Below are 25,964 nucleotides of genomic sequence, written 5' to 3' on the forward strand. Positions count from 1 at the left end.
AACCCAGAGAGAGGCGCGGACGAGATGCGAAACCCTGACCAGGACGCCCAACTTGATCTCGATCTCGGCCCAGCCGCGCTAGAGCTTCAGGACGACCTGGAGGGGGATACGCTGCGCGAGGAATGCGGCGTGTTCGGCATCTACGGCCACCCCGAAGCCTCCGCGATTACCGCACTCGGCCTGCACGCCCTTCAGCACCGCGGCCAGGAAGCCGCCGGTATCGTGTCCTATGACGGCAACCGCTTCCATTCCGAGCGCCGCCTCGGCCTCGTCGGCGACACGTTCTCCCGCCGCGAGGTGATCGACCGCCTGCCCGGCAACGTCGCGGTCGGCCATGTCCGCTATTCCACGACCGGCGCCACCATCCTGCGCAACGTGCAGCCGCTGTTCGCCGAGCTCAATGCCGGCGGCCTTGCGGTCGCCCACAACGGTAATCTCACCAACGGACTGACGCTGCGCCGCGAGCTCGTGAAGAACGGTGCGATGATGCAGTCCACCACCGACACCGAGGTGATCCTGCACCTGGTCGCGCAGTCCAAGCGCAACCGCTTCATCGAGCGCTATATCGACGCGCTGCGCGCCATCGAGGGCGCCTATGCGCTGGTGTCGCTGACCAACAAGAAGCTGGTCGGAGCACGCGACCCGCGCGGCATCCGCCCGCTCGTGCTCGGCGAGCTCGACGGCTGCCCGATCCTGACCTCGGAGACCTGTGCGCTCGACATCATCGGTGCGCGCTTCATCCGCGACATTGAGCCCGGCGAAGTCATCGTGTTCGACGAGAACGGCCAGGACGTCCACAAGCCGTTCCCGCCGATGGCGCCGCGCCCCTGCATCTTCGAATACATCTATTTCTCGCGTCCGGATTCCATCGTCCACGGCCGCTCCGTCTACGAGGTGCGCAAGGCCTTCGGCGCGCAGCTCGCGCGTGAGAGCCACGTACCGGTCGACGTGGTCGTGCCGGTGCCGGATTCGGGCGTGCCCGCCGCGGTCGGCTACAGCCAGCATTCCGGCGTGCCGTTCGAGCTCGGCATCATCCGCAACCACTATGTCGGCCGCACCTTCATCCAGCCGACGCAGGCGATCCGCGAATCCGGCGTGCGCATGAAGCATTCGGCGAACCGCGCCGCGATCGAAGGCAAGCGCATCATCCTGATCGACGACTCGCTGGTGCGCGGCACCACCTCGAAGAAGATCGTGCGCATGATGCGCGATGCGGGCGCGACCGAAGTGCACTTCCGCCTCGCCTCGCCCCCGATCCTCTATCCCGACTATTACGGCATCGACCTGCCCGATCGCGGCGGCCTGCTCGCCGCGACGCATTCGCTTGAGGAAATGCGCGAGATCATCGGAGCGGACTCGCTGGCCTTCCTGTCGATCGACGGCATGTACCGCGCCATGGGCGAGCCCGGCCGCGATCCGGCCAATCCGAAATTCTCGGACCACTGCTTCACCGGCGCCTATCCGACCCACCTTACCGACCAGACCCAGACCGAAGCGCAGCCGCGGCAATTGTCGCTGCTGGCGGAGGCGAGCTGACGCCGAACGCGTCATTCCGGGGGCGGTCCGCAGGACCCGGGATCTCGAGATTCCGGTTTCGATGCTTCGCACTTCCCGGAATGACAGCTTTGCAAGGGCTTGTCCCGGGCGCTGACGCCTGTAAAACCCCGCCATGACAAAACCCCTCGCCAACCGCATCGCTCTCGTCACCGGCGCCTCGCGCGGCATCGGCTTCGCCACGGCCCAAGCGTTGGCAAGAGCCGGCGCGCATATTGTCGCCGTGGCGCGCACGCAGGGCGGGCTCGAGGAGCTCGACGACGAGATCCGCAAGGACGGTGGCACCGCGACGCTGGTGCCGCTCAACCTCACCGATTCCGACGGCATCGCGCGGCTCGGCGCCGGCTTGCACGAACGCTACGGCAAGCTCGACATCCTCGTCGGCAATGCCGGCGTGCTTGGCCCCGCCTCGCCGCTCGGCCATATCGAGCTGAAGCCCTTCAACGACGTAATGGCCGTCAACGTCTCCGCGAACTTCCAGCTCATTCGCTGCATGGAGCCACTGCTCAAGCAGTCCGACGCCGGCCGCGCGGTGTTCATCACCTCGGGCGCCGCCAACAAGGCCACCGCCTATGTCGGCCCCTATGCCGCCTCCAAGGCCGCGCTGGAGACGCTGGCGCGCGCCTGGGCGCAGGAGACCGCGAACACGCCCTTGCGCATCAACCTGTTCAATCCGGGTCCCATCCGCACCCGGATGCGCGCGACACTGATGCCGGGCGAAGATCCGACGACGCTGGATACGCCTGAGCAGGTCGCCGAATTCATCGTACCGATGTGCGCCCCGGACTGGACCGAGACCGGCAAATTCTACGATTACAAGACCCGCACCCTGATGAGCTTCCGCTCCCCGGCGTAATTGACTTCCCGACCTCCCCGCGATTGACTGCCGCGCTCAAGCGGCAGCAAGCCGCAGGAAAAATGGGAGGTCGCCATGGCGCCGTGGCACGATCGCGCAGGCCGTACGCGTGCGCTGGCACGTCTCTCTTTCACCATTTCAATCCTCATCGCGGCGGTGATTCTCGCGAGACCCGGCGCGGCAGTTGCCGGCGGCGTCCCGACATTCGCGGTCGATGCATCCTGGCCAAAGCCGCTGCCGAACAACTGGATCCTCGGCCAGGTCGGCGGCATCACCGTGGACTGGCAGGGACACATCTGGGTCATCCATCGCCCGCGTTCGCTTACTGATGACGAGAAAGGCGCCACCCTCAATCCGCCGCGCTCGAAATGCTGCGTGCCGGCGCCGCCCGTCCTCGAATTCGACACCGACGGCAATCTGCTGCGCTCCTGGGGCGGTTCCGGCGAAGGCTATGAATGGGTCGGCCGCGAGCATGGCATCGAGGTCGACGAGCGCGGCTTCGTCTGGATCGGCGGTAATGCCGACAACGACAATGCCATTCTGAAATTCACGCTCGACGGCAAGTTCGTCGCGCAGATCGGCAAGATCGCGCCGAGCCTCGGCAGCAACGACACGACCCAGCTCGGCAAGCCCGCCGAGACCGCGATCGACAAGGAAGCAAACGAGATCTACGTCGCCGACGGCTACGGCAATCGCCGCGTCATCGTGTTCGATGCGAGCACGCTCGCCTACAAGCGCCACTGGGGCGCCTACGGCAACAAGCCGAACGACGACAAGCAGGCGCCTTACGATCCCAAGGCGCCGGTTGCCCAACAATTCGGCAACCCGGTCCACTGCGTGAAGCTTGCCAATGACGGGCTCGTTTATGTCTGCGACCGCATCAACAACCGTATCCAGGTGTTCAGGAAGGACGGCAGTTTCGTGAAGGAGTTCTTCTTCGAGAAGAACACGCTCGGCAACGGTGCGGTCTGGGACATCGCGATCTGGCCCGATCCGAAGCAGACTTATCTGCTCAGCGCCGATGGCGAGAACAACGAGATCCGGGTCATCAATCGCGATGACGGCCGCGTGGTCGGCAGCTTCGGTCGCAATGGCCGGAATGCCGGGCAATTCCACTGGGTGCATGCCATGGCGATCGATGCCAAGGGTAACGTCTATACCGCCGAGGTCGACACCGGAAAGCGCATCCAGAAATTCAAGCTGACCTCGGACGCGCTCAAATAGACCGCGGCAAAGCTTGTCCAAAAGTTGACCCGGATGACGCTTGGACGCAGCGCCATCCGGCTTTAGGCGCATTGCCGCAGACCGCAGGACACGGTAAGCGGGAAACCAGCCGGAACAAGGCTCCGCCCAAGAGAGCCGTCCGGATATTTGACAATGGAGGAAACCTTTTATGACGACGACGCTCGCGCGCCGCTATGCGGCCCTTCTGGCCTGTGCCGCCTTCGGTTTTGCAACATCCGCTTACGCACAGGACAAGACTGTCACGATCGGCGTGCTCAACGACATGTCGAGCCTCTACGCCGATATCGGCGGCCCCAATGCGGTGGTGGCGATCAAGATGGCAGTCGAGGATTCCGGCCTCCTCGCCAAGGGCTGGAAGATCGAGGTCATCAGCGGCGATCACCAGAACAAGCCGGACGTCGGCGTCAACATCGCGCGCCAGTGGATCGACACCCAGAAGGTCGATGTTATCGCCGATACCCCGAACTCGGGCGTGGCGCTGGCCGTGAGCAACGTCGTCAAGGAAAAGAACGCCGTCCTGCTCAACAATGGCGGCGCCAGCGCCGATCTGACCGGCAAGGCCTGCAACGCCAACACGATCTCCTACACCTATGACACCTACATGCTTGCCAACGGCACCGGCAAGGCGCTGACCAAGGCCGGCGGCGACACCTGGTTCTTCCTGACCGCCGACTATGCCTTCGGTGCCGCACTGGAGCGCGATACGAGCGCGGTCGTCACCGCGAACGGCGGCAAGGTGCTTGGCGGCGTCAAGCATCCGCTCAATACCTCCGACTTCTCGTCCTTCCTGCTGCAGGCGCAGAACTCGAAGGCGAAGATCGTCGGTCTCGCCAATGCCGGCGGCGACACCACCAACGCGATCAAGCAGGCGGCCGAGTTCGGCATCGTCGAAGGCGGCCAGAAGCTCGCAGCCCTCCTGCTGTTCATCAACGACGTTCACTCGCTCGGCCTGAAGACCGCGCACGGCCTGACCTTCACCGAGTCCTTCTATTGGGACCTCAACGACAACACCCGCGCCTGGTCCAAGCGCTTCCAGGAAAAGGTGAGCAATCATGCGATGCCGTCGATGACCCAAGCCGGCAACTATGCCGCCGTGCTGCATTACCTGAAGGCGCTGGACGCCCTCGGCGGCAACCCGCATGACGGCGCCAAGGTCGTCGCCAAGATGAAGGAAATCCCGACCGACGATCCGCTGTTCGGCAAGGGCCCCCTGCGCATCGACGGACGCCGCATCATCCCGGCCTATCTGTTCGAGGTGAAGAAGCCGGAAGAGTCGAAGGGGCCGTGGGACTATTACAAACTGGTCGCGACCATTTCAGCGGAAGATGCGGCCAAGCCGCTCAAGGACAGCGAGTGCCCGCTGGTCAAGAAGTAAGTCGACGCTGCCGTAGGGTGGGCATGGGCGCCTAAGCGCCGTGCCCACCATCTCTTCGCGGCCTCACGAAATTGGTGGGCACGCTTCGCTTTGCCCACCCTACGAGACCGTCTTCGTCGCAGCCAGCGTCCGCGTCGCAATGACCACACACGCCACCATCAGGGCGGCCGCCAGCAGGAACGGCGCCCCGGGAAGATGCAGCGGCGTGGTGCTGCCGATGAAATACGAGAACGTCAGGGTGAACAGGAACGGGCCGACGAGCTGCGCCACGCTCTGCACGCTTGAGCTCGCGCCCTGCAACTGGCCCTGCTGATCGGGCGCGACCAGCCGCGTCATCAGCGATTGCATAGCGGCGCCCGAAACGCCCCACAGCGACATCACGGGGATGCCAAGCCAGAACAGCGGTCCGGTCGGCGCGCTGCCGAAAATCGCAAAGCCGATCGCGCCGCAGCACAAGCCCATCAGCAGCGCATTTCGCTCGCCGAGCACGCTCACGATCGGGCCGATGGCGAGCCCCTGCACCACCATGGCGCAGATGCCGACCATTGCCAGCGTCAGTCCCACGGTCTTTGAATCCCAACCGTAGCGGTAGGTCGCATAGAGCACGAAAGTCGACGGCAACACGACATGCGCGACCTGCGCGATGAAGTTGACGACCGACAACCCGGCCAGCACCACGTTGGAGCGCAGCAAATGCAGCGCCCCGATCGGATTGGCCCTCGTCCAGCGGAACGGTGCGCGCCTCTCGGGCGCCAGCGATTCCGGCAGGATCAGGAGCCCATAGAGCGCATTGGCAAAGCTCAAGGCCGCCGAGGCCCAGAACGGCAGGCGCGGATCGATATCGCCGAGCAGGCCACCCAGCGCCGGGCCCAGAATGAAACCGGCGCCGAAGGCCGCGCCGATCTTGCCGAACACCGCCGCGCGCCGCTCCGGCGCCGTGATATCGGCGATATAGGCAAAGGCGGTCGAGATGCTCGCCGAGGTGATGCCGGAGATCACGCGGCCGATGAACAGCCAGACCAGCGACGGCGCAAGCGCCATCAGCACATAGTCGGCCGCGAGCCCGAAATTGGACAGCAGCACCACCGGACGTCGCCCAAAGCGATCCGACAGTGCGCCGAGCACCGGCGAGAACACGAATTGCATCAGCGCCCAGGCGGTGCCGAACAGGCCGAATATCCGCGCTGCATGCGCGGTGTCATTGTCGACAAAGCTCTCGATGAGCTTCGGCAGGATCGGCATGATCACACCGAGCGCGAGCATGTCGAGCAGGATGGTGACGAAGATGAAGGCGACGGCGCCGCGCCGGACCGGCGCGGCATGTGGTGCGATGGCCTCGCTCGGCCCGTCGCTCACGACAATCGCTTGCGCTTATGCGCGAACGGATTGGCCTTCTCACGCAGAGTGATGCGCACCGGCGTGCCCGGCAGCTCGAAGGTTTCGCGCAGGGAGTTGGTGAGATAGCGCAGATAGGACTGCGGGATCGCATCTGCGCGCGAGCAGAACAGCACGAAGCTCGGCGGGCGCGCCTTGGTCTGGGTGATGTAGTTGAGCTTGAGCCTGCGGCCGGACACGGCGGGCGGCGGATTGGCCTGGATCGCCTGCTCGAACCAGCGGTTCAATGCCGAGGTCGGCACGCGCCTGTTCCAGATCGCGTAGGCGTCCTGGATCGCCTGCATCAGGCGATCGATGCCCTCGCCCATCAAGCCGGAGACGGCGACGATCGGCACACCCTTGACCTGCGGCAGCCAATGGTCGGCGTCACGACGGAGGCCGGAAATGGCCCCGCCGCCCCTGGTCTCCATCAGGTCCCATTTGTTGACCGCGAGCACGACCGCGCGGCCCTCGCGCTCGATCAGATCGGCAATGCGCAGATCCTGCTCCTCGAAGCGGTTCTGCGCGTCCATCATCAGCACGACGACTTCAGCAAAGCGCACGGCGCGCAGCGCATCCGCGACCGAGAGCTTTTCCAGCTTCTCCTCGATGCGCGACCTGCGGCGCAGGCCGGCGGTGTCGAACACGCGGAATTCGCGGCCATTCCAGTTGATCTCGACCGCGATGGAATCGCGCGTGGTGCCGGCCTCCGGGCTCGTCAGCAGGCGCTCCTCGCCGAGCAGATGATTGATCAGTGTCGACTTGCCGGCATTGGGCCGGCCGACGATCGCAACCCTGATCGGGCGGGTGGCCGCCTCTTCCTCGGACAGCGGCTCGTCGTCCTCGGCCTCATCCTCTTCGACGGGCTCCGGCATCAGCCCACTCAGGGCGTCATAGAGCTCGCCCATGCCCTCGCCGTGCTCGGCCGATATCTGGATGGGATCGCCGAGGCCCAGCGCAAAGGCCTCCATCGCGCCGGCATCGCCGTGCTTGCCCTCGCTCTTGTTGGCGACCAGCAGCACCGGCTTGTTGGCGCGGCGGGCGAAATCGGCGAAGGCGCGATCGGTTGGCGTCAGGCCGACGCGGGCATCGATCACGAAGAACAGCGCGTCGGCCTGCGCAATCGCCGTTTCGGTCTGCTCCTGCATCCGCGCGGTGAGCGAGCCCCTGGCGCCCTCGTCGAGCCCGGCAGTATCGATCACCGTGAACTGGAGGTCGCCGAGCTTGGCATCGCCTTCGCGGCGGTCGCGGGTGACGCCGGGCAGATCATCGACGAGCGCAAGCTTCTGTCCAACCAGGCGGTTGAACAGCGTCGATTTGCCGACATTGGGCCGGCCGATGATGGCGATCGTGAAGGACATCGGTCGTTCGTGCGCTGTGGGGGCTGCGCCTGTCAATGCAATGAAACAATCAGCGCGAGAAGCTGCCGCTTGGCAGCGGAGCCGGGAAGCCCCCTTGGGACTGCTGCTGCGTGGTCTGGGCCGATTGCGCCGGCTGCTGGGTGGACTGATCGGGCGGCGGCGCAGTGGTGCGCTTGCGCACGATCTTCTGCTTCGGCGGCGGGGCGGCGGCGGGCGGCGCCTCGGCAGGCTGGGCCTCGCCATCGACCTCGCCGGCCGGCGCCTCTGCCGGCGCGGCAGCGGCCGCGGCCGGCTGCTTGGTCTTCTTCCCCTTGGCGGACTTTGATGGCGGAGCCGGCTCAGGCGGCGGCGCTGCGGGCGCAGCCGCAACGGCCGCGTTCGGATCCTGCAGCTGTTGTTGCTGGGCGCCCTTGTACATGTCCCGCGGCACGCCCTGCTCGAGGCCCGGCACGCCCTCAGGGAAGACCGGCTTGCGATCGCCCGGCAGCTTCTTCTTGGTATCGAGGAAATCCAGCATATCGGCCGGATCAAACCCGCCGCTGGAGCAGCCGCCCAACAGGCCCGTGAAGGCGATCAGGACGGTGGCTGCGATCAAACGTGGGGTGCGGCGCATATCGATATCTCGTCTAAGCTCTCAGGCCGTCAGCTCTTCGCAACAGGCGGCAGCAAGGCCTGAAGCGCCTCGGCGCGCGAGCGCAGGCCCGGCGGCGTTTCGCCGTCCTCCGCGATCGCGTCGAGCCATTTGCGGGCCGCAGTGGTGTCGCCATTACGCCAGGCCGACAGCGCCAGCATCTCGCGGGCGCTGTGGCGGAAGGTCGACCCGGCCGCAGCCGAGGCCTCCAGCCGCTGCTGCATGTCGGCGTAGCTTGCACTGTCGAGCAGCAGCCCGGCGGCGCGAATCTGCGCGAGATCCCGCCACTCGGCGCCCACGCTGCCATCGGCGGCGATGTCGTCATAAATCTTGGCGGCGGCCTTGGGGTCGCGGCTCACCGCCTCGGCCGCGGCACGCAGCCGTGCCAGCGTGCGATAGCCCGAAGGCGCCTTGGCGGCGAGCTCGGTGAAGGCCTTCTCGGCCTCCGCATGCTTGTCCTGCTCGGACAGTTCGACGGCCTTTTCGAAGAGGGCTCCTGCCTCGGCAGCCTTCTTGGCCTCCAGGTACTGGTTGGCCCGCCAGCCGCCTACGGCTGCCACGATCAGCACCATCAGGGCGATGAAGTAGATCGAATATCTATCCCACAGCTTCTTGAGCTGTTCGCGACGTACTTCCTCGTCGACTTCGTCAAATAATTCAGACACTTATGCTAATCCCATGCCCGGTCGGGAGCGCGCGCCAGATCGTTCGCGTCGGAAATCCCGTCCCCGCGTGGCGGCGACGTACCCTATCGATATGGCGGTGGCAAGGCAAAGCCAGCCCGATCAAGGCGTTAACCCAAGGCCTCGGACCGCCTTTGGGGGCGCATGCCCGGCTCAGGTTCCCGTCAATTGCTCCCGCAACTGGCGCTTCAGTACCTTGCCATTGGCGTTGCGCGGCAGCGGCTCGGCCGTGACGGCAAGCGTCTCCGGCACCTTGTAGTCGGACAGCCGCTCGGCGCACCACGCCCGCAAATCGTCGCCGGCAACCGGCACCCGTGTCACCACCACGGCGTGGACGCGCTCGCCCAGCACCGGGCAAGGCTTCGCAATGATCGCGCTCTCGACCACGGCGGGGTGGCCGGCCAGCACGGATTCGACCTCGGCGGAATAGATCTTCAGGCCGCCGCGGTTGATCATGTCCTTCTGCCGGTCGAACACACGGACAAAGCCGTCCGCATCGATTGAGCCGAGATCGCCGGAATGCCAGAAGCCGCTGGTGAAGCTCTCCGCCGTGGCCGTGGGATTGCTCCAGTAACCCTTGATCACGGAGGCGCTCTGGATCCAGAGCTCGCCAATCTCGCCGCGCGGCAACTCGCGCCCGTCCGCGCCCATCGCGACGATCCGAGCGCCAGGGCACGGCAGGCCGACGCTGTCGATATGGCTTTCCGTCAGCTCCCCCGGCATGATCGTCGAGGGCGACGTCGTCTCAGTGGAGCCATAGCAGTTCATCAGCTTCAGGCCGGGAATCGTCGCCTTGAGCTTTTCGATCGTCGCGACCGGCATCGGCGCGCCGCCGAAGCCGCCGATCCGCCAGCTCGAAAGATCATAACTGTCGAAATCGGGCTGGAGCAGGCAGAGATTGTACATCGCGGGCACCATCACCGTGTAGGTGACGCGCTGGCGCGCGGCGAGCTTGAGATAATCCGCCGCCTTGAACTCCGGCATGATGATCAGCGAGCCGGCGCAACGGATCATGGTGGTGATGTTGGCGACGACCCCGGTGACGTGGCCGAGCGGCACCGCCGCGATCGAACGATCCGCCGCCGTCAATTCCAGGCACGACACGAAGACCATCGAGGAATGGATGATGTTGCAATGGGCGAGCATCGCGCCCTTCGGCTTGCCGGTCGTACCCGAGGTGTAGAGGATCATCGCGGTATCCTCCTCGGCGACGTCGACTGGCGCAGGTGCCGGCGCATTGTCCGTGAACACAGCGAAGCGCGAGCGCTGCGGGTCATCGTCGATCGCGATGCGATCGACGACATCAGGGACATCCCGCGCCTCAGGCAGGCGATCGGCAAGCGCGGCTTCGTAAATCAGGATCCTGGCGCCGCAATCGGTGAGCACATAGGCGATCTCGGGCTTCTGCTGGCGCGTGCTGAGCAGCACCGTCACCAGTCCCTCATGCGCGGCGGCAAACAGGACCAGCGGAAATTCGATGCGGTTGCCAATCAGGATGGCGACACGGTCGCCGCGCTTGAGGCCGAGCTTGCGAAAGCCCGCCGCGATCCGCGCGGCCTGGTCCACGACCTGCCGCCAGCTCAGCCGGACATTGCCGCAGATCAGTGCTTCGCCGTCGGGATTGCGCGCGCAGGCCTCCGCGATCATCGCCCAGACGCTGCCCGGCCGCTCCGGGAAAGCCGGCACGACGCGGTCGCCGAAGCGCGACTCGAGCCGCATGGGCGGAACTGCGTGCTGCGACCAGTCCATGCGCCCCTCGTCAGCTCTTCTTCATTCCGTAGACGTGCTCCGGGCCCGGGAAGGCACGGCTCTTCACGTCGCTCGCATATGCAGCGATGGCTTCCTCGATCGCCGGCCCGAGATTGCCATAGCGGCGCACGAATTTCGGCGACCGCGGCGACAGACCGAGCATATCCTCCAGCACCAAAATCTGGCCGTCGCAGGCTGAGCTCGCGCCAATGCCGATGGTCGGAACGGCGACCGATTGCGTGATCTTGCGCGCCAGCGGCTCGGCGACCGCCTCGATCACGATCGAGAAGGCCCCCGCCTCTGCGATCGCCCTGGCGTCGTTCTCGATCGGAGCCCAGTTCGTCTCCTCGCGGCCCTGTGCGCGGAACGAGCCGAGCGTGTTGATCGACTGTGGTGTCAGCCCGATATGCCCCATCACGGGAATGCCCCGTTCGCAGAGAAACGCCACCGTCTCCGCCATCCGCGCGCCGCCCTCGAGCTTGACCGCGCCGCACTGCGTTTCCTTCATGATCCGGACCGCCGACTGGAAGGCCTGCTCCTTCGAGCCTTCGTAGGAGCCGAACGGCATGTCGACGACGACGAGCGCCTGCCGGGAGCCGCGCATCACCGCGCAGCCCTGCAGGATCATCATGTCGAGCGTCACGGGCACCGTGGTCTCGAAGCCATGCATGACATTGCCGAGGGAATCGCCGACCAGGATCGCGTCGCAGTGCTTGTCGACCAGCGCGGCGGTGTGCGCGTGATAGGAGGTCAGCATCACGATCGGTTCGCCATTCTTGCGAACGCGGAGGTCGGGCGCGGTCTTGCGCTTGATGGCGGATTGGATGGACATTGTCAGGACCCCATGACAGGCACACCGATCACGACCGGGTGGAACGCGAAGGCAAGCGCGACGTAGGCGACGATCCCGACCGCAACCGCGATCAGGTCGTTGGTGGCGCCACCAACCGGGATCGGCGGCGCGCCGCTATCGGTGCGATGCTTCAGCGAAATGCGGTCATACACGCCCCAGCCGAGGAACGAGCCGAACAGAATGATGGAACCGAGATCGCCGTTCGCCAGCAGATGCGCCGCGGCCCACAGCTTGATGCCGGCCAGCATCGGATGCTTCAGCGTCGCATAGATGCGTCCCCGAATGTAGGACGCGACCACCAGAATGACCGCAGGCAACATCAGCGCGACGGTGATGTGCTTCAGCGCCTTCGGCGGATACCACACGTCGATCCAGCCGGTCGCGCGATAATGGCCAAAGCCCCAGACGATCAGCGCCAGGCCCGCCAGCGACACCACCGAATAGAGGATCTTGTAGGTCCCCTCGCCCAGTGTTGCGATCGCCTGCGCCCGCGCCTTGCGTTTCGTGGTGAACACATGGGCCGCAAAAAACAGCACGAGCCCCAGGATCATGACCAGCAGACCCATGACGTCCTCCCCTTAAGCTAGCGCCCCCGCTCATGGCGTACCATTGATCGGCCGCTGATCGCAACTGATGCCCCTCATGGTGAGGAGGCGCGAAGCGCCGTCTCGAACCATAGAGGCCGGGATGGCACCTTGGCCTTCATCCTTCGAGACGCTTGCTTCGCAAGCTCCTCAGGATGAGGGGATGGAGCAATCCTTGCGGTTACTTTCCGGGCCCCCGATTATCGACATATCGGATCGCGATCGGCCGCCCGGCAAGTGCGCCGCCGAGACCACTCGTGAATTTCAGTGGCAGACATGCGTTCAGCGACGCATTGATCGCGTTGAGATAGCTCGTCCTTGTGTCGGCCGGGACGCCCGCGGTCGCAAAGGTCAGGCGCGGCGGGCCGATCAGGCCGCCCGCCTTGTTGAAGCTGAAGCGCACCGACATCTGCATGCCCGCGCGCACGTCGTTGGTCGGCGGCGACCAGCAGGACCTAAGCTCGGCAAAGAGGTCGCCGATCGTATCGAGGTCGTGGTCCGGCCTCGCGTACTTGGCACGATCGGCCTCGGACGGCACGCTCTCGACCGTGAGCTGGAGATTTTCGCCGTAGGGATAGTAGATCTCGGGAATGCAGGGCCCGTGCTCGAGCACGCTGCAAAAGGACGGCGTGCAGGGACGGTTGTCGAGCACGCTGCACGGCTCGTGCGAGAATGGAATCGGATTGATCTGGCGGCGTCTGGCGTCGGCGGGAAGCGTCGATATCGCCAGCAGGAAAAGAACAATAATACCGCGCCACATGACATGAGCTCGCAAGGCCACCCATGCGAAAGTGGCATCGGCCCTGAACACGTCAAGCCCGCGCGTGTTCACATGCTCGCGCTTAAACGGGGATTGGGGCCCTACCCCTACCCCTACCCCTTCTTCTTCACGTCCTTGACGTTGGCGAACTCGATGCCCTCGGCGCGCTCTTTGGTATAGCCGAGATAGAACTCGTTCCTGGCCAGATACACGGGGTCGCCGTCGACATCGTCCGCAATGCTCGAGGTATTGGCGGCGAGGAACGTATCGAGCTTCTTGCGGTCATCCGACGAGACCCAGCGTGCGAGCTGGAACTCGCTCACCTCGAACTCGACCGGCAGTGCATATTCGGCCTCCAGCCGCGCCTTGAGCACGTCGAGCTGCAGCGCGCCGACCACGCCGACCAGAGCAGGCGCGCCGTCGCGCGGGCGAAACACCTGCACGACACCCTCTTCCGACATCTGCTGCAGCGCTTCCTTCAGCTTCTTCGCCTTCATCGCGTCGGTGAGACGGACGCGACGGACGATTTCCGGCGCGAAGCTCGGCACGCCGACGAAGGTGAAATCCTCGCCTTCGGTCAGGGTGTCGCCGATGCGCAAGGTGCCGTGATTGGGAATGCCGACGACGTCGCCGGCAAAGGCTTCGTCCGCCACCGAGCGATCCTGCGCGAAGAAGAATTGCGGGCTCGAGAGCGGCATGCTCTTGCCGGTGCGCACCAGCTTGGCCTTCATGCCGCGGCTGAGCTTGCCGGAGCACAGCCGTGCAAAAGCGATGCGGTCGCGATGGTTCGGATCCATGTTCGCCTGGATCTTGAACACGAAGGCGCTCATGCGCGGATCGGTTGCCTCGACCTTGCGCTGGTTGCTCTCCTGCGCGCGCGGCTCGGGCGCGAACTTTCCGAGCCCCTCCAGGAGGTCGCCGACGCCGAAATTGCGCAGCGCGCTGCCGAAATAGACCGGCGTCAGATGGCCCTCGCGAAACGCTCCAAGCTCGAACGGCTTGGAGGCCTCGGTGACGAGCTCCAGCTCGTCCTTCACGGCTGATACGTCGAGATTCGCGTTAAGCTTTGCGAGCTCCGTGATCTCGATCTGCTGCGCCGCGCCAGTCTTGGCGCCGCCGCCTTCGAGCAGGCGTACGCCGCCATTGACGACGTCATAGGTGCCGAGGAAGTCACGGCCGCGGCCGACCGGCCAGGTCATCGGCGTGGTATCGAGCGCGAGCGTCTTCTCGATCTCGTCGAGAAGCTCAAAGACGTCGCGGCTCTCGCGGTCCATCTTGTTGATGAAGGTGATGATCGGGATGTCGCGCAGGCGGCAGACCTCGAACAGCTTTCGCGTGCGTGCCTCGATGCCCTTCGCCGCGTCGATCACCATCACGGCGGAATCGACCGCCGTGAGGGTCCGATAGGTATCTTCCGAAAAGTCCTCGTGGCCCGGCGTGTCCAGCAGGTTGAACACGAGCCCCTCGAATTCGAAGGTCATCACGGAGGTGACGACCGAGATGCCGCGCTCGCGCTCGATCTTCATCCAGTCCGAGCGCGTGTTGCGTCGCTCGCCCTTGGCCTTGACCTGGCCGGCAAGATTGATGGCGCCGCCGAACAGCAGCAGCTTCTCGGTCAGCGTGGTCTTGCCCGCGTCAGGGTGGGAGATGATCGCAAAGGTGCGCCGCCGCGCCACTTCGGCGGCAAGCGGGGAACGGGCCGGCGATTCGGCTGGAGTGGCGATGTCGGACATGGCGGGAGCGTTTGGCAGGGAAAACGGGCCTGATCAAGCCTCATTTGGTGATTGCAGAGCCGTCTGACCAGCCCCATATCGGCCCTGGGAAGGACGACCTTTCGCCGATCAGCCACATCAGCCGCGGGGACGACCCTGCCTTGAACGGAGGGTCGTCATGGCCTGGACCATATTGTTCGTCGCCGGTCTTTTGGAGGTCGCCTGGGCGATCGGGCTGAAATACACCGAGGGTTTCACCAAGCTCGTTCCGTCGGTCCTTACGCTCGCAGCCATGGCCGGAAGCGTCATCCTGCTCGGTCTCGCCCTGAAATCGCTCCCGATTGGAACCGCCTATGCGGTCTGGACCGGCATCGGCGCGGTCGGCACCGCGACATTGGGAATCATCCTGTTCGGCGAGCCGGCCGCCGCATTTCGCCTCGCCAGCATCGGACTGATCGTCGCAGGGATCGTCGGGCTGAAGCTCGTCACTTGAAAATCTGGACCGCCCACCAGCTGAGCGCCGCAACGATCGCGGACGCCGGGATGGTGATCACCCAGGCGTAGACGATCGAGCTTGCGACGTTCCAGCGCACCGCCGAGACACGTCGCGCGGCGCCGACGCCGACGATCGCTCCGGTGATGGTGTGGGTGGTCGAAACGGGGACGCCGAGGAAGGTCGCCATAAACAGGGTCGCGGCACCGCCGGTCTCAGCGCAAAAGCCCTGCATCGGCGTCAGCTTGGTGATGCGCAGGCCCATGGTGCGCACGATGCGCCAGCCCCCCATCAGCGTGCCCAGCGCCATCGCCGCCTGGCAGGACAGCACCACCCAGAACGGCACGTAGAATTCGCCGTCGTGGCGGCCCTGCGAAAAGAGCAGCACGGCGATGATGCCCATGGTCTTCTGCGCATCATTGCCGCCATGGCCGAGCGAATAGAGCGAGGCGGAGGCGAATTGCAGGATGCGGAAGGCGCGATCGACCGCGAACGGTGTCGAGCGCACCGACGCCCAGGACACGATCGCAACCAGCATCATCGCAAGCAGGAAGCCGATCAGCGGCGACAGCACGATTGCCAGCACGGTCTTGGACAAGCCGCTCCACACCGCCGCCGAGATTCCCGCTTTGGCCATGCCGCCACCGATGAGGCCGCCGATCAGGGCATGCGACGACGAGGACGGGATGCCGAGCGCCCAGGTGACGAGGTTCCAGACGATGGCGCCGACGAGGGCCGCGAAGATCACCTGGGCATCGACGATCGAGGGATCGATGATGCCGGTGCCGACGGTCTGGGCGACGTGCAGGCCGAACACCATGAACGCCACGAAGTTGAAGAAGGCGGCCCACAGCACGGCAAATTGCGGCCGCAACACGCGGGTCGAAACGATGGTCGCGATCGAATTGGCGGCATCGTGCAGGCCGTTCAGGAAGTCGAACAGCAGCGCGACAGCGATCAGTCCGACCAGAACGGGAAGACCCAAAGCGAGATCCACGGCGCCTAGACCTGCTCGATGACGATGCTGTTGATCTCGTTCGCGACGTCGTCGAAGCGGTCCGCGACTTTTTCGAGGTGGTCGTAGATCTCGCCGCCGACGATGAAGTCCATTGCGTTGCCGTCGCGGTGCTTCAGGAACAGTTCCTTCATCCCGATGTCGTGGAGGTCGTCGACACGGCCCTCCAATTTGGTCAGTTCTTCCGTGATAGCCGTCAGCATCGCAACGTTCGGACCGATCGATTGCAGCAGCGGCAGCGCGCGCCCGACCAGATTGGCACATTCGACCACGAGGCCGCCGATCTCGCGCATCGGCGGCTCGAAATCGCGGACCTCAAACAGTATCACCGCTTTCGCCGTCTGCTGCATCTGGTCGATGGCATCGTCCATCGACGTAATGAGGTTCTTGATGTCGCCGCGGTCGAACGGTGTGATGAAGGTGCGGCGAACGGCCGTCAGCACCTCACGCGTGACGTTGTCAGCCTCGTTCTCGAACTGGCTGACGCGCTGGCAATAGAGCGGTGTCTCCTCACCGCCCTTCAAGACGCCCTGGAGAGCAATGGCGCCCTGGATCACGGTCTGGGCATGGCGGTCGAACAGTTCGAAAAAGCGCTCTTCCCTGGGGAGGAGAGCGCGAAACCAACGCATCATGGGGATAGGCTACCGGTTGGAAATGGCCAGGCCCGAACAGGCCGTCACAAAACTGTCATAGACCATTTTCGACCCGCGCGCGTGTCATTCGCACGCCCGCGGAACCGGATCGTCCACCGCTTTCGCATCCAGGCCTAAATTATAGCCAGATCAATATCTTAGAGCGAACGACGAAGGTAATGCGCGATCTCGCCAATGACGCCGCGGCGGAAGGTGAGCACGCAGATTACGAAGATCCCGCCCTGGATCACCGTCACCCACTGGCCGAAGCTCGCCAGATATTGCTGCATGGCGATGATCACGAAGGCGCCGACCACCGGCCCGAAGATGGTGCCGAGACCGCCGACCAGCGTCATCAGCACGACTTCGCCGGACATCGACCAGTGCACGTCGGTGAGCGAGGCGTTCTGCGCCACGAACACTTTCAGCGATCCGGCAAAGCCGGCCAGCGTGCCGGACAGCACGAAAGCCAGGAACTTGTACTGGTCGGTCCGGTAGCCCAGCGAGATCGCCCGCTGCTCGTTCTCGCGGATCGACTTCAGGACCTCGCCGAAGGGCGAGTTGATGATGCGATAGATCAGCAGGAATCCGGCGAGAAAGCCGACCAGCACGACGTAGTAGAGAACGGTCGGCTTCGACAGATCGAAGACGCCGAACAGGTGCCCCTGCGGAATGCCCTGGATGCCGTCCTCACCATGGGTGAACGGCGCCTGGAGGTAGATGAAGTACAGGAGCTGCGACAGCGCCAGCGTGATCATCGAGAAATAGATGCCCTGGCGGCGGATCGAGATAAAACCGGTCACGATCGAGAGCAGGAAAGCAGCGGCGACGCCGACGACGATGCCGAGCTCCGGCGGCAGCCCCCACACCTTCAGCGCATGCGCGCTGCAATAGCCGGCGGTGCCGAGGAACATCGCGTGGCCGAACGACAGCAGGCCGCCATAGCCGATCAGCAGGTTGAACGCGCAGGCGAGCAGCGCGAAGCACAGCGCCTGCATCACGAAGAACGGATAGATGCCGGTGAACGGAACGGCGGCGAGCAGCAGCGCCATCACCACGAACACGATCATCTCGTCGCGCATCGCGCGCGGAGTTACCGGCAACGTATCGTCTGTCAAGGCTGTCATATCAGGCCGCCCTTCCCGTCAGTCCCGTCGGCTTCACCAGCAGCACCAGCACCATCAGGACGAACACGACGGTGTTGGAGGCCTCGGGGTAAAAATACTTGGTCAGGCCCTCGATCACGCCGAGCGCGAAACCCGTGATGATCGATCCCATGATCGATCCCATGCCGCCGATCACGACCACCGCGAAAACGACGATGATGAGGTCGGCGCCCATCAGCGGCCGCACCTGGTTGATCGGCGCCGACAAGACGCCCGCGAGTGCCGCAAGGCCGACGCCGAGGCCGTAAGTGAGCGTGATCATGCGCGGCACGTTGATGCCGAAGGCACGCACCAGCGTCGGATTTTCCGTCGCTGCGCGCAGGTAAGCGCCCAGCCGCGTCTTCTCGATCAGGAACCAGGTCGCAAGGCACACGACGAGCGAGAAGATGACGACCCAGCCGCGATAGACGGGCAGGAACATGAAGCCGAGGTTCATGCCGCCCTTGAGCTGGTCCGGAATGGCATAAGGCAGGCCGGATGAGCCGAAATAGTTCTGGAACACGCCCTGCACGATCAGCGCGATGCCGAAGGTCAGAAGCAATCCGTAGAGATGGTCGAGGCCGGTCAGCCATTGCAGCATGGTCCGTTCCAGGATCATGCCGAAGATGCCGACGATGATCGGCGCGATGATCAGCGCCCCCCAATAGTTGATGCCGCCGAGGTTCAGCAGGAAATAGGCGACGAACGCGCCCATCATGTAGAGCGCGCCATGGGCGAAATTGATGATGTTGAGCATGCCGAAGATCACGGCAAGCCCGAGACTGAGCAGCGCGTAGAACGAGCCGTTGATCAATCCCACCAGTAGCTGTGCATAGAGAGCCTGCATCGATCGCGCACCCAGTCCCTTCGGCGTTCCCTCAAACTTGCCCGCAGGCCGACAAGGCCTGCGGGCCGTTAGCTTACTTCTTCAGCAGCGCGCATTTGCTTTCAGACAGCGGCGTGAAGGCCTGGTCGCCCGGCACCGTGCCGACCAGCTTGTAGAAGTCCCACGGTCCCTTGGACTCGGCGGGCGTCTTCACCTCGAACAGATAGGCATTGTGGATGGTACGGCCGTTGGGCTGGATCTCACCCTTGCCGAACAGATCGTCTTCGGTCGGCATCGACTTCATCTTCTCGACGACCTTCGCGCCATCATGCGGATTGCCGCCGAGCGCTTCCAGCGCCTTGAAATAGTGACGCAGGCCCGAATAGACGCCGGCCTGCACCATGGTCGGCGGCGCATTGTTCTTCATCCGCGCGGCGAAGCGCTTCGAGAATGCCCGGGTCTGATCGTTCATGTCCCAGTAGAAGGTCTCGGTGAAGTTCAGGCCCTGCGCCGTCTCGAGACCGATCGCCTTGACGTCGGTGAGGAACAAGAGCAGTGCCGCGAGCTTCTGGCCGCCCTTCACGATGCCGAACTCGGCCGCCTGCTTGATCGAATTCGTGGTGTCGCCGCCGGCATTGGCAAGGCCGATGATCTTGGCCTTGGAAGCCTGCGCCTGCAGCAGGAAGGACGAGAAGTCCGGCGTGTTGAGCGGGTGCTTGACCCCGCCGACGACCTTGCCGCCGTTAGCGGTAACGACCGCGGTGGTATCACGCTCCAGCGCCGCGCCGAAGGCGTAATCGGCGGTCAGAAAGAACCAGGTGTCGCCGCCGGCCTTCACCAGCGCCTGCCCGGTGGTGTGGGCGAGCATGTAGGTGTCGTAGGTCCAGTGCACGGTGTTGGGCGAGCACTGCGCGTTGGTCAGGTCCGAGGTCGCCGCGCCCGAGTTGATGTAAGCGCCGTTCTTTTCCTTCACGACGTTGTTGACGGCGAGCGCCACGCCGGAGTTCGGCACGTCGACGATGACGTCGACCTTCTCCACGTCGAACCACTGGCGTGCGATCGCGGTGCCGATGTCGGGCTTGTTCTGATGGTCGCCCGAGATGACGTCGATCTTCCAGCCCTTCGCCGTGAGGCCGGAGTCTTCGACGGCCATTTGCGCGGCCAGGGTCGAGCCGGGGCCGCCGAGATCGGCATAAAGACCGGACTGATCGGACAGCGCGCCGATCTTGACGGTCTTGTCCTGCGCGGAAGCGACGCCTGCTGCGGCGAACGTCAGCGCGGTGCTCAGCAGAAATGACGCAATCGACCTGGTCTTCATGCAACTTTCCCTTTTTGAAGTTTCTCGTTTGGCAGCTCTAGACGCCGAGATAGGTGTGGAGCTTGTCCATGTTGGCGGCAAGCTCCGAATTCGCAAATCCATCAATGATCTTGCCGTGTTCGACCACGTAATAACGGTCCGCAACGGTGGATGCGAAGCGGAAGTTCTGCTCGACCAGGAGGATCGTAAAACCCTCCTTCTTGAGCCGTGCAATGGTGTGCCCGATCTGCTGGATGATGACCGGCGCCAGTCCTTCCGTCGGCTCGTCCAGCATCAGGAAGCTTGCGCCGGTGCGCAGGATGCGCGCGATCGCGAGCATCTGCTGCTCGCCGCCGGACAGCTTGGTGCCCTGGCTGGTGAGGCGTTCCTTCAGGTTCGGAAACAGCTCGAAGATCTGATCGAGCGGCAATCCCCCCGGCCGCACCACCGGTGGCAGCAGCAGATTCTCGCGCACGTCGAGGCTGGAGAAGATGCCGCGCTCCTCCGGACAGAGCGCAATGCCCATGCGCGCGATCTTGTCCGAGGTCGCGCGGGTGATCTCCTGATTGTTGAATTTCACCGAGCCGGTGCGCTTGCCGATGATACCCATGATCGACTTCAGCGTGGTCGTCTTGCCGGCGCCGTTGCGCCCGAGCAGGGTGACGACCTCGCCCGCGTTCACGTCGAAATTGATCCCGTGCAGGATGTGGGACTCGCCGTACCAGGCTTCCAGGTTGCGAACCCCGAGGATGTTGCCGCCGGTTGCGGCCTTTGCCGGAGCTTCCGCGGTTGCAGTCTCAGGCATGACCGGCTCCCAGATAAGCTTCCTTGACGCGCTCGTCCTTGGTGAGATCGGCGTAATTGCCCTGCGCGAGCACCTGCCCGCGCGTCAGCACGGTGATGATATCGGAGAGATTGGCGACGACGCTCAGATTATGCTCCACCATCAGGATGGTATATTTCGCCGAAATCCGCTTGATCAGCGCCGCGATCTTGTCGATGTCCTCGTGGCCCATGCCGGCCATAGGCTCGTCCAGCAGCATCATCTCCGGGTCGAGCGCGAGCGTGGTTGCGATCTCCAGTGCGCGCTTGCGCCCATAGGGCATCTCGACCGCCGGCGTATTGGCAAACTCGCTGAGGCCGACATCGTTCAACAGCTCCAGCCCGCGATTGTTGAAGCGGTTGAGCACCGACTTCGAGCGCCAGAAATCAAAGGAGCTGCCATGCTGGCGCTGGAGCGCGACACGGACATTCTCAAGCGCGGTGAGATGCGGAAATACCGCCGAAATCTGGAACGAACGCACCAGCCCCATGCGGGCGACGTCGGCCGGCGCCATCGCGGTGATGTCCTGTCCCTTGTACAGGATTTTTCCGGCAGACGGTTTCAGGAACTTGGTAAGCAGATTAAAGCACGTCGTCTTCCCGGCCCCGTTTGGACCGATCAATGCGTGAATGCTCCCACGGCGGACTTTGAGCGCAACGTCGCGGACGGCAAAGAAGCCCGCGAACTCCTTGGTCAAGCCTTCCGTTTCGAGAATGAACTCATCGGCCAAACAGATTTCCCCCCGCCCGCACGACGCGCTGGTCGCGCGCGGCTGTCCTTTGTTGCTTCGGCTTTCCGGAGGCCTTGGAGCCCAGCCCGGAACGCCGCCTCCGGGCGCGGAATATGCCGGAGGTGACGGGGGTTAGGCAAGGCGGAAAGCTGAGCAGATCAAGGCTCCGGCCGGGATACGCATGCTCCCTTAGTCGGAGGTGTTTGATGTCGCGCCTGCCCGGCCTCCCGGTTCGCAAAGCGCCGGTCATCAAGCTGTCGTTAACGGTCTTTCGCCCCACGCGCCAGCCTTCATAGAAAATTTTCCCGCGACGGCGATCATGCGCGGGTTTCCATTCGCCGGGAATATTGTTTTGGATTTCGCAAGCGCCGCTCCCTCCGTCGTCAAGTCGATCCGGCAGCGTGATCTCCTGAACACGTGGCTGCGACTTTATGCGCGCCAGCAGATTGCGCCGTCGATCTGGGAGTATCAGCCCGCGCGGCTCGAGGAGGAATTATCCGATCTCATCTACTACACGGTGGACACCTCGGTGCCGACGCCGCGCCTGACGATTCAGAGTGAAGGCACACGAATCTCACGCGCCTATGGACATACCGGCAAGGGCATTCTCCTCGACGATTATGTCGGGCCGCGGCTCGCGCCCTTCGTGATGCCGATCTATCACGAATGCGTCGCGCGCGGACTTCCGGTCTACAGCGTTGCCGATGTCGACGACATCTATGGACGCGTCGTCGCTTATGAACGGCTGCTGCTGCCTTTCCTGACGGATGACAAGGTCAGCCATGTCATCGCGTCGCTGAAGACGTTTTGCGAGGACGGCGGATTCGAGATCAAGAACCTGATGCGCGGAAATGACGCGCTGCCGCGTCCAAAGCTGCGCGCCGTGATCGATCGCGATCTCTATCATCGCGCGCCCGGCCGTATCGCGGCCGCGGACGTGGTCGAATTCTCCGATCAGCCCGCACCCGGCGTCGCCACCGAGATCATCGAGCTGAACTAGCCTTTGCGCACTTTCGCGCCGACGTCCTTGGCGTAGATGTCGGGCTTGAAGCCGACCAGGAGCTTGCTGCCGACCTCGAGCACCGGTCGCTTGATCATCGATGGTTGCGCTAGCATCAATGCCAGCGCCTTCTTCTCGTTCAGGCCTTCCTTGTCGGCGTCGGGCAGCTTCTTGAACGTCGTGCCGGCGCGATTGAGCAGCGTCTCCCAACCGACCTCGTCGCTCCACTGCTTGAGCTTGTCCTTCTCCACGCCTGCGGTCTTGTAGTCGTGGAACTCGTAGGCGACGCCATGCACGTCGAGCCAGGCGCGCGCCTTCTTCATAGTGTCGCAGTTCTTGATGCCGTAGATGATGTTGGGCAAGACCCGGTCCTCGCGCATGCGTGGTGTGATGCTGTAGCCGCGGCGTTGTACGAAACTCCGGTTCACGCCACAATATTCCGAACGAAGCTTCCGAATTCTCCAAACGGACACACCATGCACGTCACTCACGATCCCGCCGCTGCGGCATCGCCGACCATCGACTTCAACACCTTCCTCGCGGTCGACATCCGCGTCGGGACGATCGTCGATGCCAAGCCCTTCCCGGAGGCGCGCAAGCCGGCCTGGCGGCTGTGGATCGACTTCGGACCTTCGATCGGCGTGCGGAAAAGCTCGGCGCAGATCACGGAAAATCATCCGCTGGAGACGCTGGTGGGACAACAGGTCGCGGCCGTCGTCAATTTTCCGCCGCGCCAGATCGGACCGGTCGTGTCCGAGGTGCTGACGCTCGGTTTTCCGGATGCGGAGGGCAAGGTCGTGCTGATGCAGCCGAGCAAGCCCGTGCCGAACGGCGGCCGGCTGTTCTAGTACCGGATTTAGGCAACCGAGCACCGTTCGCCCGGTCGCCCGTCCGTTCCTCTGTTTGAGCCGTGCCGGCGATCGGGACGCCTTGACCAAGCGTGCCTTTGATTCTAAAATGACTGATCGATCGTTTTTTATCTTGGTGAAGGAGGCCTAGCCTTATTCTGCATCTTTCTGAGGCAAAAACGATCGATCGATCATTTACTTTGTGAGCAGCCCGTGCCGAAAATCAGCGAGAAGAAACGCGAAGGCCGCCGTCAGCAGATTCTCGACGCTGCGCTCGCCTGCTTCTCCGAAAACGGCTTTCACCAGACCGGCATGGCCGACATCGTCAAGCGGTCGGGGCTGAGCCATGGCGCGGTCTATCTGTACTTCCAGAGCAAGGACGATCTGATCGAGGCGCTCGCCGACGACCGCCATCGCCGCGAGGCGGTGCTGAACTCGGTTGCGCAAGGCTCTGGTGATCCGCTCGAAGCGCTGCATGCGCTGGTCCGCGTCTATGCGCAATGGCTCACCGATCCCGCCGGCGAATCACGGCGGCGCGTCGGAATCCATGGCTGGGCGGAAGCGCTTCGCAACCGCCGCGTCCGCACCAGCGTCGTCGAAGGCATCGATATGCCGCGCGCCCTGATCGTAGCGCTGATCGAACGCGCCCAGCACGACGGGCTCGTCAAGCGCGACCTCAACGCAGACGCGACCGCGCGCGTGCTGATCTCCATCTTCCAGGGATTTGTGCTGCAGAAATGCTGGGGCGAGGAGATCGACGTCGAGGCCTGCATGACGGCCGTCGCCGGCGTGATCGAAGGCTTTCGCACGACCAAACCGGACGTCCGGCGCCGGACCAGGGCGTGAGCGATGACCTGGGTCCACGAACTGCTCGCCGGCGCCGGCGTTGGTCTTGTCGGAGGACTGGCATCCGGCTTCATGGGCACAAGCCCGGGAGGCGGTCTCGTGATCTTCTGCGTGCTGCTGCTCGGCGCGGAGCAACACGTCGCCCAGGGCACGTCGCTGATCGCACAAATCCCTCCGACGGGTCTCGCCGGCGTGCGCCGCTACTGGCAGAGCGGCAATCGCAGCCCGCTGCAATGGATCGTCTGGATCGGCATCGGATTTCTCGTTGGTGGCGCGAGCGGTGGCTACACCGCGGCTGCCGTGTCCGACTCGTTCCTGCAATGGGCCTATGTCGTCTACCTCGTTGCGCTGATAGCAGCGCTGGTTCTGCGCCGCGAGCGCAAGGGCGGTAATAACGAGGCCGAGCATCAAGACGAATTGCCCTGGCTTCCCCTGCTCCTTATCGGCACGCTTGCCGGCTTTTCATCGGGCTTCATGGGTATCGGCGGCGGGCTCGCGATCACCGTCGGCCTCGCCGCCGGCCTGCGCGTGCCGCAGCATCAGGCCCAGCTCGTCAGCCTCATCTTCTCGGTCATCCCAACCAACATTCCGCCGGCCTGGATCTACTGGAGCAAGGGCCTCGTAGTCGGATGGCCCGCCATCATCGGCATCCTTGCCGGCCTCTGGGTCGGCACCGACCTCGGCGCGCGGATGGCCAATGGCGTCAGCAAATCGGTGCTGCGCCGGATGATGATCGGCTTCGTCTCGCTGATGGCGTTCTACATGACCTACAAGGCGCTGAGCTGATCTCAGGGCCGCTTGGGAATGTACAGCCCGCGCTGCACGGCCGGACGCGCCAGCCCGCGTTCGAGCCAGGCGCCGACCGACTTGAACTGGGTGAATTCGACGAGATCGCCGGCGCCATAGAAGCCGATGAGATTGCGCACCCAGCCGAGCATGGAGATGTCGGCGATGGTGTAGTCGTCGTCCATGAACCACTGCCGGCCGCCGAGATGGGATTCCATCACGCCGAGCAGACGCCTGGACTCGCTGACGTAGCGCTCGAGCGGCCGCTTGTCCTCAAAATCCTTGCCGGCGAATTTGTGGAAGAAACCGACCTGGCCGAACATCGGCCCGATGCCGCCCATCTGGAAATGCACCCACTGGATGGTCTGGTAGCGGCGCGCCGCATCCGGCGGCAGCAGCTTGCCGGTCTTCTCCGCGAGGTATTGCAGGATCGCACCGGACTCGAACAGCGGCAGCGGCCGGCCGCCGGGACCGTTGGGGTCGAGGATCGCCGGGATCTTGCCGTTCGGATTCAGCGAGAGGAATTCAGCAGCCTTCTGATCGTCCCTGCCGAAGTCGACGAGATGGACCTCATAGGGCAGCCCGATCTCCTCCAGCATGATGGAGACCTTCACGCCATTGGGCGTCGGCAGCGAATACAGTTGAAGCAACTCGGGGTGCTTGGCCGGCCAGCGCTTGGTGATGGGAAAAGCAGACAGATCGGACATCGGGACCCCGGGTTCATTCTTGCGACGCGCCCCTAATCTAGGCGAGCCGTCGAATGGCGCAAGGTCACACGATTTTCCC

The 25,964-nt window shown here is 64.1% G+C and carries 27 protein-coding genes; 9 read left to right on the forward strand and 18 right to left on the reverse strand.

Features of this window, described 5'->3' with window-relative positions:
- Positions 1 to 24: 24 nt before the first annotated feature.
- From purF to K289_RS0110525, 4 genes are all read left to right on the forward strand, one after another.
- Positions 25 to 1,536: an amidophosphoribosyltransferase gene (purF, locus tag K289_RS0110510; protein WP_027551472.1), complete on the forward strand. Its 1,512-nt coding sequence runs from the start codon at positions 25 to 27 to the stop codon at positions 1,534 to 1,536.
- A 133-nt stretch (positions 1,537 to 1,669) separates the two neighbouring features.
- Complete coding sequence (locus K289_RS0110515) at positions 1,670 to 2,410, forward strand: SDR family NAD(P)-dependent oxidoreductase (protein WP_027551473.1); 741 nt, start codon at positions 1,670 to 1,672, stop codon at positions 2,408 to 2,410.
- A gap of 75 nt (positions 2,411 to 2,485) precedes the next feature.
- On the forward strand, positions 2,486 to 3,634 hold the full coding sequence (locus K289_RS0110520; RefSeq protein ID WP_027551474.1) for a hypothetical protein: 1,149 nt from the start codon (positions 2,486 to 2,488) through the stop codon (positions 3,632 to 3,634).
- Between the two features lie 169 nt (positions 3,635 to 3,803).
- Positions 3,804 to 5,030 (forward strand): ABC transporter substrate-binding protein, encoded by a 1,227-nt coding sequence (locus tag K289_RS0110525; RefSeq protein ID WP_027551475.1) that lies wholly within the window; start codon positions 3,804 to 3,806, stop codon positions 5,028 to 5,030.
- Between the two features lie 99 nt (positions 5,031 to 5,129).
- Here K289_RS0110525 and K289_RS0110530 read toward each other — a convergent pair whose 3' ends face one another.
- The 9 genes from K289_RS0110530 to K289_RS0110570 all read right to left on the reverse strand — a co-directional run bounded on the left by K289_RS0110530 (position 5,130) and on the right by K289_RS0110570 (position 14,758).
- Positions 5,130 to 6,386: a TCR/Tet family MFS transporter gene (locus K289_RS0110530; RefSeq protein ID WP_027551476.1), complete on the reverse strand. Its 1,257-nt coding sequence runs from the start codon at positions 6,384 to 6,386 to the stop codon at positions 5,130 to 5,132.
- Positions 6,383 to 7,765 carry a ribosome biogenesis GTPase Der gene (gene der / locus K289_RS0110535; protein WP_027551477.1) on the reverse strand — a complete coding sequence of 461 codons (1,383 nt, stop codon included), beginning with the start codon at positions 7,763 to 7,765 and terminating at the stop codon, positions 6,383 to 6,385. Before der ends, K289_RS0110530 begins: the two co-directional genes overlap by 4 nt.
- Before the next feature lie 49 nt (positions 7,766 to 7,814).
- Positions 7,815 to 8,378: a hypothetical protein gene (locus K289_RS0110540; protein ID WP_027551478.1), complete on the reverse strand. Its 564-nt coding sequence runs from the start codon at positions 8,376 to 8,378 to the stop codon at positions 7,815 to 7,817.
- A gap of 29 nt (positions 8,379 to 8,407) precedes the next feature.
- Complete coding sequence (locus tag K289_RS0110545) at positions 8,408 to 9,061, reverse strand: tetratricopeptide repeat protein (protein ID WP_027551479.1); 654 nt, start codon at positions 9,059 to 9,061, stop codon at positions 8,408 to 8,410.
- A 171-nt stretch (positions 9,062 to 9,232) separates the two neighbouring features.
- Entirely contained in the window at positions 9,233 to 10,828 is a 1,596-nt protein-coding gene (locus tag K289_RS0110550) for a class I adenylate-forming enzyme family protein (RefSeq protein ID WP_027551480.1), read from the reverse strand.
- 10 nt (positions 10,829 to 10,838) lie between these two features.
- Positions 10,839 to 11,660, reverse strand: a complete 822-nt coding sequence (panB, locus tag K289_RS0110555) for a 3-methyl-2-oxobutanoate hydroxymethyltransferase (protein ID WP_027551481.1) — start codon at positions 11,658 to 11,660, stop codon at positions 10,839 to 10,841.
- Between the two features lie 2 nt (positions 11,661 to 11,662).
- A complete protein-coding gene (locus tag K289_RS0110560) occupies positions 11,663 to 12,247 on the reverse strand; it encodes an NnrU family protein (protein ID WP_027551482.1) in 585 nt (194 codons plus the stop codon).
- 199 nt (positions 12,248 to 12,446) lie between these two features.
- Positions 12,447 to 13,025, reverse strand: coding sequence for a hypothetical protein (locus K289_RS0110565; RefSeq protein WP_027551483.1), 579 nt, complete (start codon positions 13,023 to 13,025; stop codon positions 12,447 to 12,449).
- Between the two features lie 113 nt (positions 13,026 to 13,138).
- Positions 13,139 to 14,758 (reverse strand): peptide chain release factor 3, encoded by a 1,620-nt coding sequence (locus K289_RS0110570; protein WP_027551484.1) that lies wholly within the window; start codon positions 14,756 to 14,758, stop codon positions 13,139 to 13,141.
- A 157-nt stretch (positions 14,759 to 14,915) separates the two neighbouring features.
- Between K289_RS0110570 and sugE the strand changes: the two genes are divergently transcribed.
- A complete protein-coding gene (gene sugE, locus K289_RS0110575) occupies positions 14,916 to 15,230 on the forward strand; it encodes a quaternary ammonium compound efflux SMR transporter SugE (protein ID WP_027551485.1) in 315 nt (104 codons plus the stop codon).
- On the opposite strand, the gene K289_RS0110580 is transcribed toward sugE, so the two are convergent.
- The 7 genes from K289_RS0110580 to K289_RS0110610 form a co-directional block, all read right to left on the reverse strand.
- Positions 15,223 to 16,227 (reverse strand): inorganic phosphate transporter, encoded by a 1,005-nt coding sequence (locus tag K289_RS0110580; protein ID WP_027551486.1) that lies wholly within the window; start codon positions 16,225 to 16,227, stop codon positions 15,223 to 15,225. The genes sugE and K289_RS0110580 overlap by 8 nt on opposite strands.
- Before the next feature lie 5 nt (positions 16,228 to 16,232).
- A complete protein-coding gene (locus K289_RS0110585) occupies positions 16,233 to 16,877 on the reverse strand; it encodes a DUF47 domain-containing protein (protein WP_027551487.1) in 645 nt (214 codons plus the stop codon).
- Positions 16,878 to 17,035: 158 nt separating this feature from the next.
- Positions 17,036 to 18,004, reverse strand: a complete 969-nt coding sequence (locus K289_RS0110590; RefSeq protein ID WP_027551488.1) for a branched-chain amino acid ABC transporter permease — start codon at positions 18,002 to 18,004, stop codon at positions 17,036 to 17,038.
- A gap of 1 nt (position 18,005) precedes the next feature.
- Positions 18,006 to 18,869 carry a branched-chain amino acid ABC transporter permease gene (locus K289_RS0110595; RefSeq protein ID WP_027551489.1) on the reverse strand — a complete coding sequence of 288 codons (864 nt, stop codon included), beginning with the start codon at positions 18,867 to 18,869 and terminating at the stop codon, positions 18,006 to 18,008.
- A gap of 73 nt (positions 18,870 to 18,942) precedes the next feature.
- Positions 18,943 to 20,166 carry an ABC transporter substrate-binding protein gene (locus K289_RS0110600; RefSeq protein WP_027551490.1) on the reverse strand — a complete coding sequence of 408 codons (1,224 nt, stop codon included), beginning with the start codon at positions 20,164 to 20,166 and terminating at the stop codon, positions 18,943 to 18,945.
- Positions 20,167 to 20,203: 37 nt separating this feature from the next.
- Positions 20,204 to 20,950: an ABC transporter ATP-binding protein gene (locus K289_RS0110605; protein ID WP_027551491.1), complete on the reverse strand. Its 747-nt coding sequence runs from the start codon at positions 20,948 to 20,950 to the stop codon at positions 20,204 to 20,206.
- A complete protein-coding gene (locus tag K289_RS0110610) occupies positions 20,943 to 21,698 on the reverse strand; it encodes an ABC transporter ATP-binding protein (protein ID WP_027551492.1) in 756 nt (251 codons plus the stop codon). The genes K289_RS0110605 and K289_RS0110610 overlap by 8 nt, the downstream gene beginning before the upstream one ends.
- Positions 21,699 to 22,017: 319 nt before the next feature.
- On the opposite strand from K289_RS0110610, the gene K289_RS0110615 reads away from it, so the two are divergent.
- The gene (locus K289_RS0110615) at positions 22,018 to 22,698 is read left to right on the forward strand and encodes a hypothetical protein (protein WP_027551493.1); all 681 of its coding nucleotides are present in this window, start codon (positions 22,018 to 22,020) and stop codon (positions 22,696 to 22,698) included.
- Here the strand turns inward: K289_RS0110615 and K289_RS0110620 are convergent.
- Positions 22,695 to 23,060 (reverse strand): ArsC family reductase, encoded by a 366-nt coding sequence (locus tag K289_RS0110620; RefSeq protein WP_027551494.1) that lies wholly within the window; start codon positions 23,058 to 23,060, stop codon positions 22,695 to 22,697. The two genes, K289_RS0110615 and K289_RS0110620, sit on opposite strands and share 4 nt — an antisense overlap.
- Before the next feature lie 114 nt (positions 23,061 to 23,174).
- Between K289_RS0110620 and K289_RS0110625 the strand changes: the two genes are divergently transcribed.
- From K289_RS0110625 to K289_RS0110635, 3 genes are all read left to right on the forward strand, one after another.
- A complete protein-coding gene (locus tag K289_RS0110625; RefSeq protein WP_027551495.1) occupies positions 23,175 to 23,546 on the forward strand; it encodes a tRNA-binding protein in 372 nt (123 codons plus the stop codon).
- Positions 23,547 to 23,759: 213 nt separating this feature from the next.
- Positions 23,760 to 24,392 carry a TetR/AcrR family transcriptional regulator gene (locus tag K289_RS0110630; RefSeq protein ID WP_027551496.1) on the forward strand — a complete coding sequence of 211 codons (633 nt, stop codon included), beginning with the start codon at positions 23,760 to 23,762 and terminating at the stop codon, positions 24,390 to 24,392.
- Between the two features lie 3 nt (positions 24,393 to 24,395).
- On the forward strand, positions 24,396 to 25,178 hold the full coding sequence (locus tag K289_RS0110635; protein ID WP_027551497.1) for a sulfite exporter TauE/SafE family protein: 783 nt from the start codon (positions 24,396 to 24,398) through the stop codon (positions 25,176 to 25,178).
- Positions 25,179 to 25,180: 2 nt separating this feature from the next.
- Here the strand turns inward: K289_RS0110635 and K289_RS0110640 are convergent, their stop codons facing one another.
- Entirely contained in the window at positions 25,181 to 25,885 is a 705-nt protein-coding gene (locus K289_RS0110640; RefSeq protein ID WP_027551498.1) for a glutathione S-transferase family protein, read from the reverse strand.
- Between the last annotated feature and the right edge of the window lie 79 nt (positions 25,886 to 25,964).

Source organism: Bradyrhizobium sp. Cp5.3 (genome assembly GCF_000426265.1).
In the GTDB taxonomy this organism is placed as follows: Bacteria; Pseudomonadota; Alphaproteobacteria; order Rhizobiales; family Xanthobacteraceae; genus Bradyrhizobium; species Bradyrhizobium neotropicale.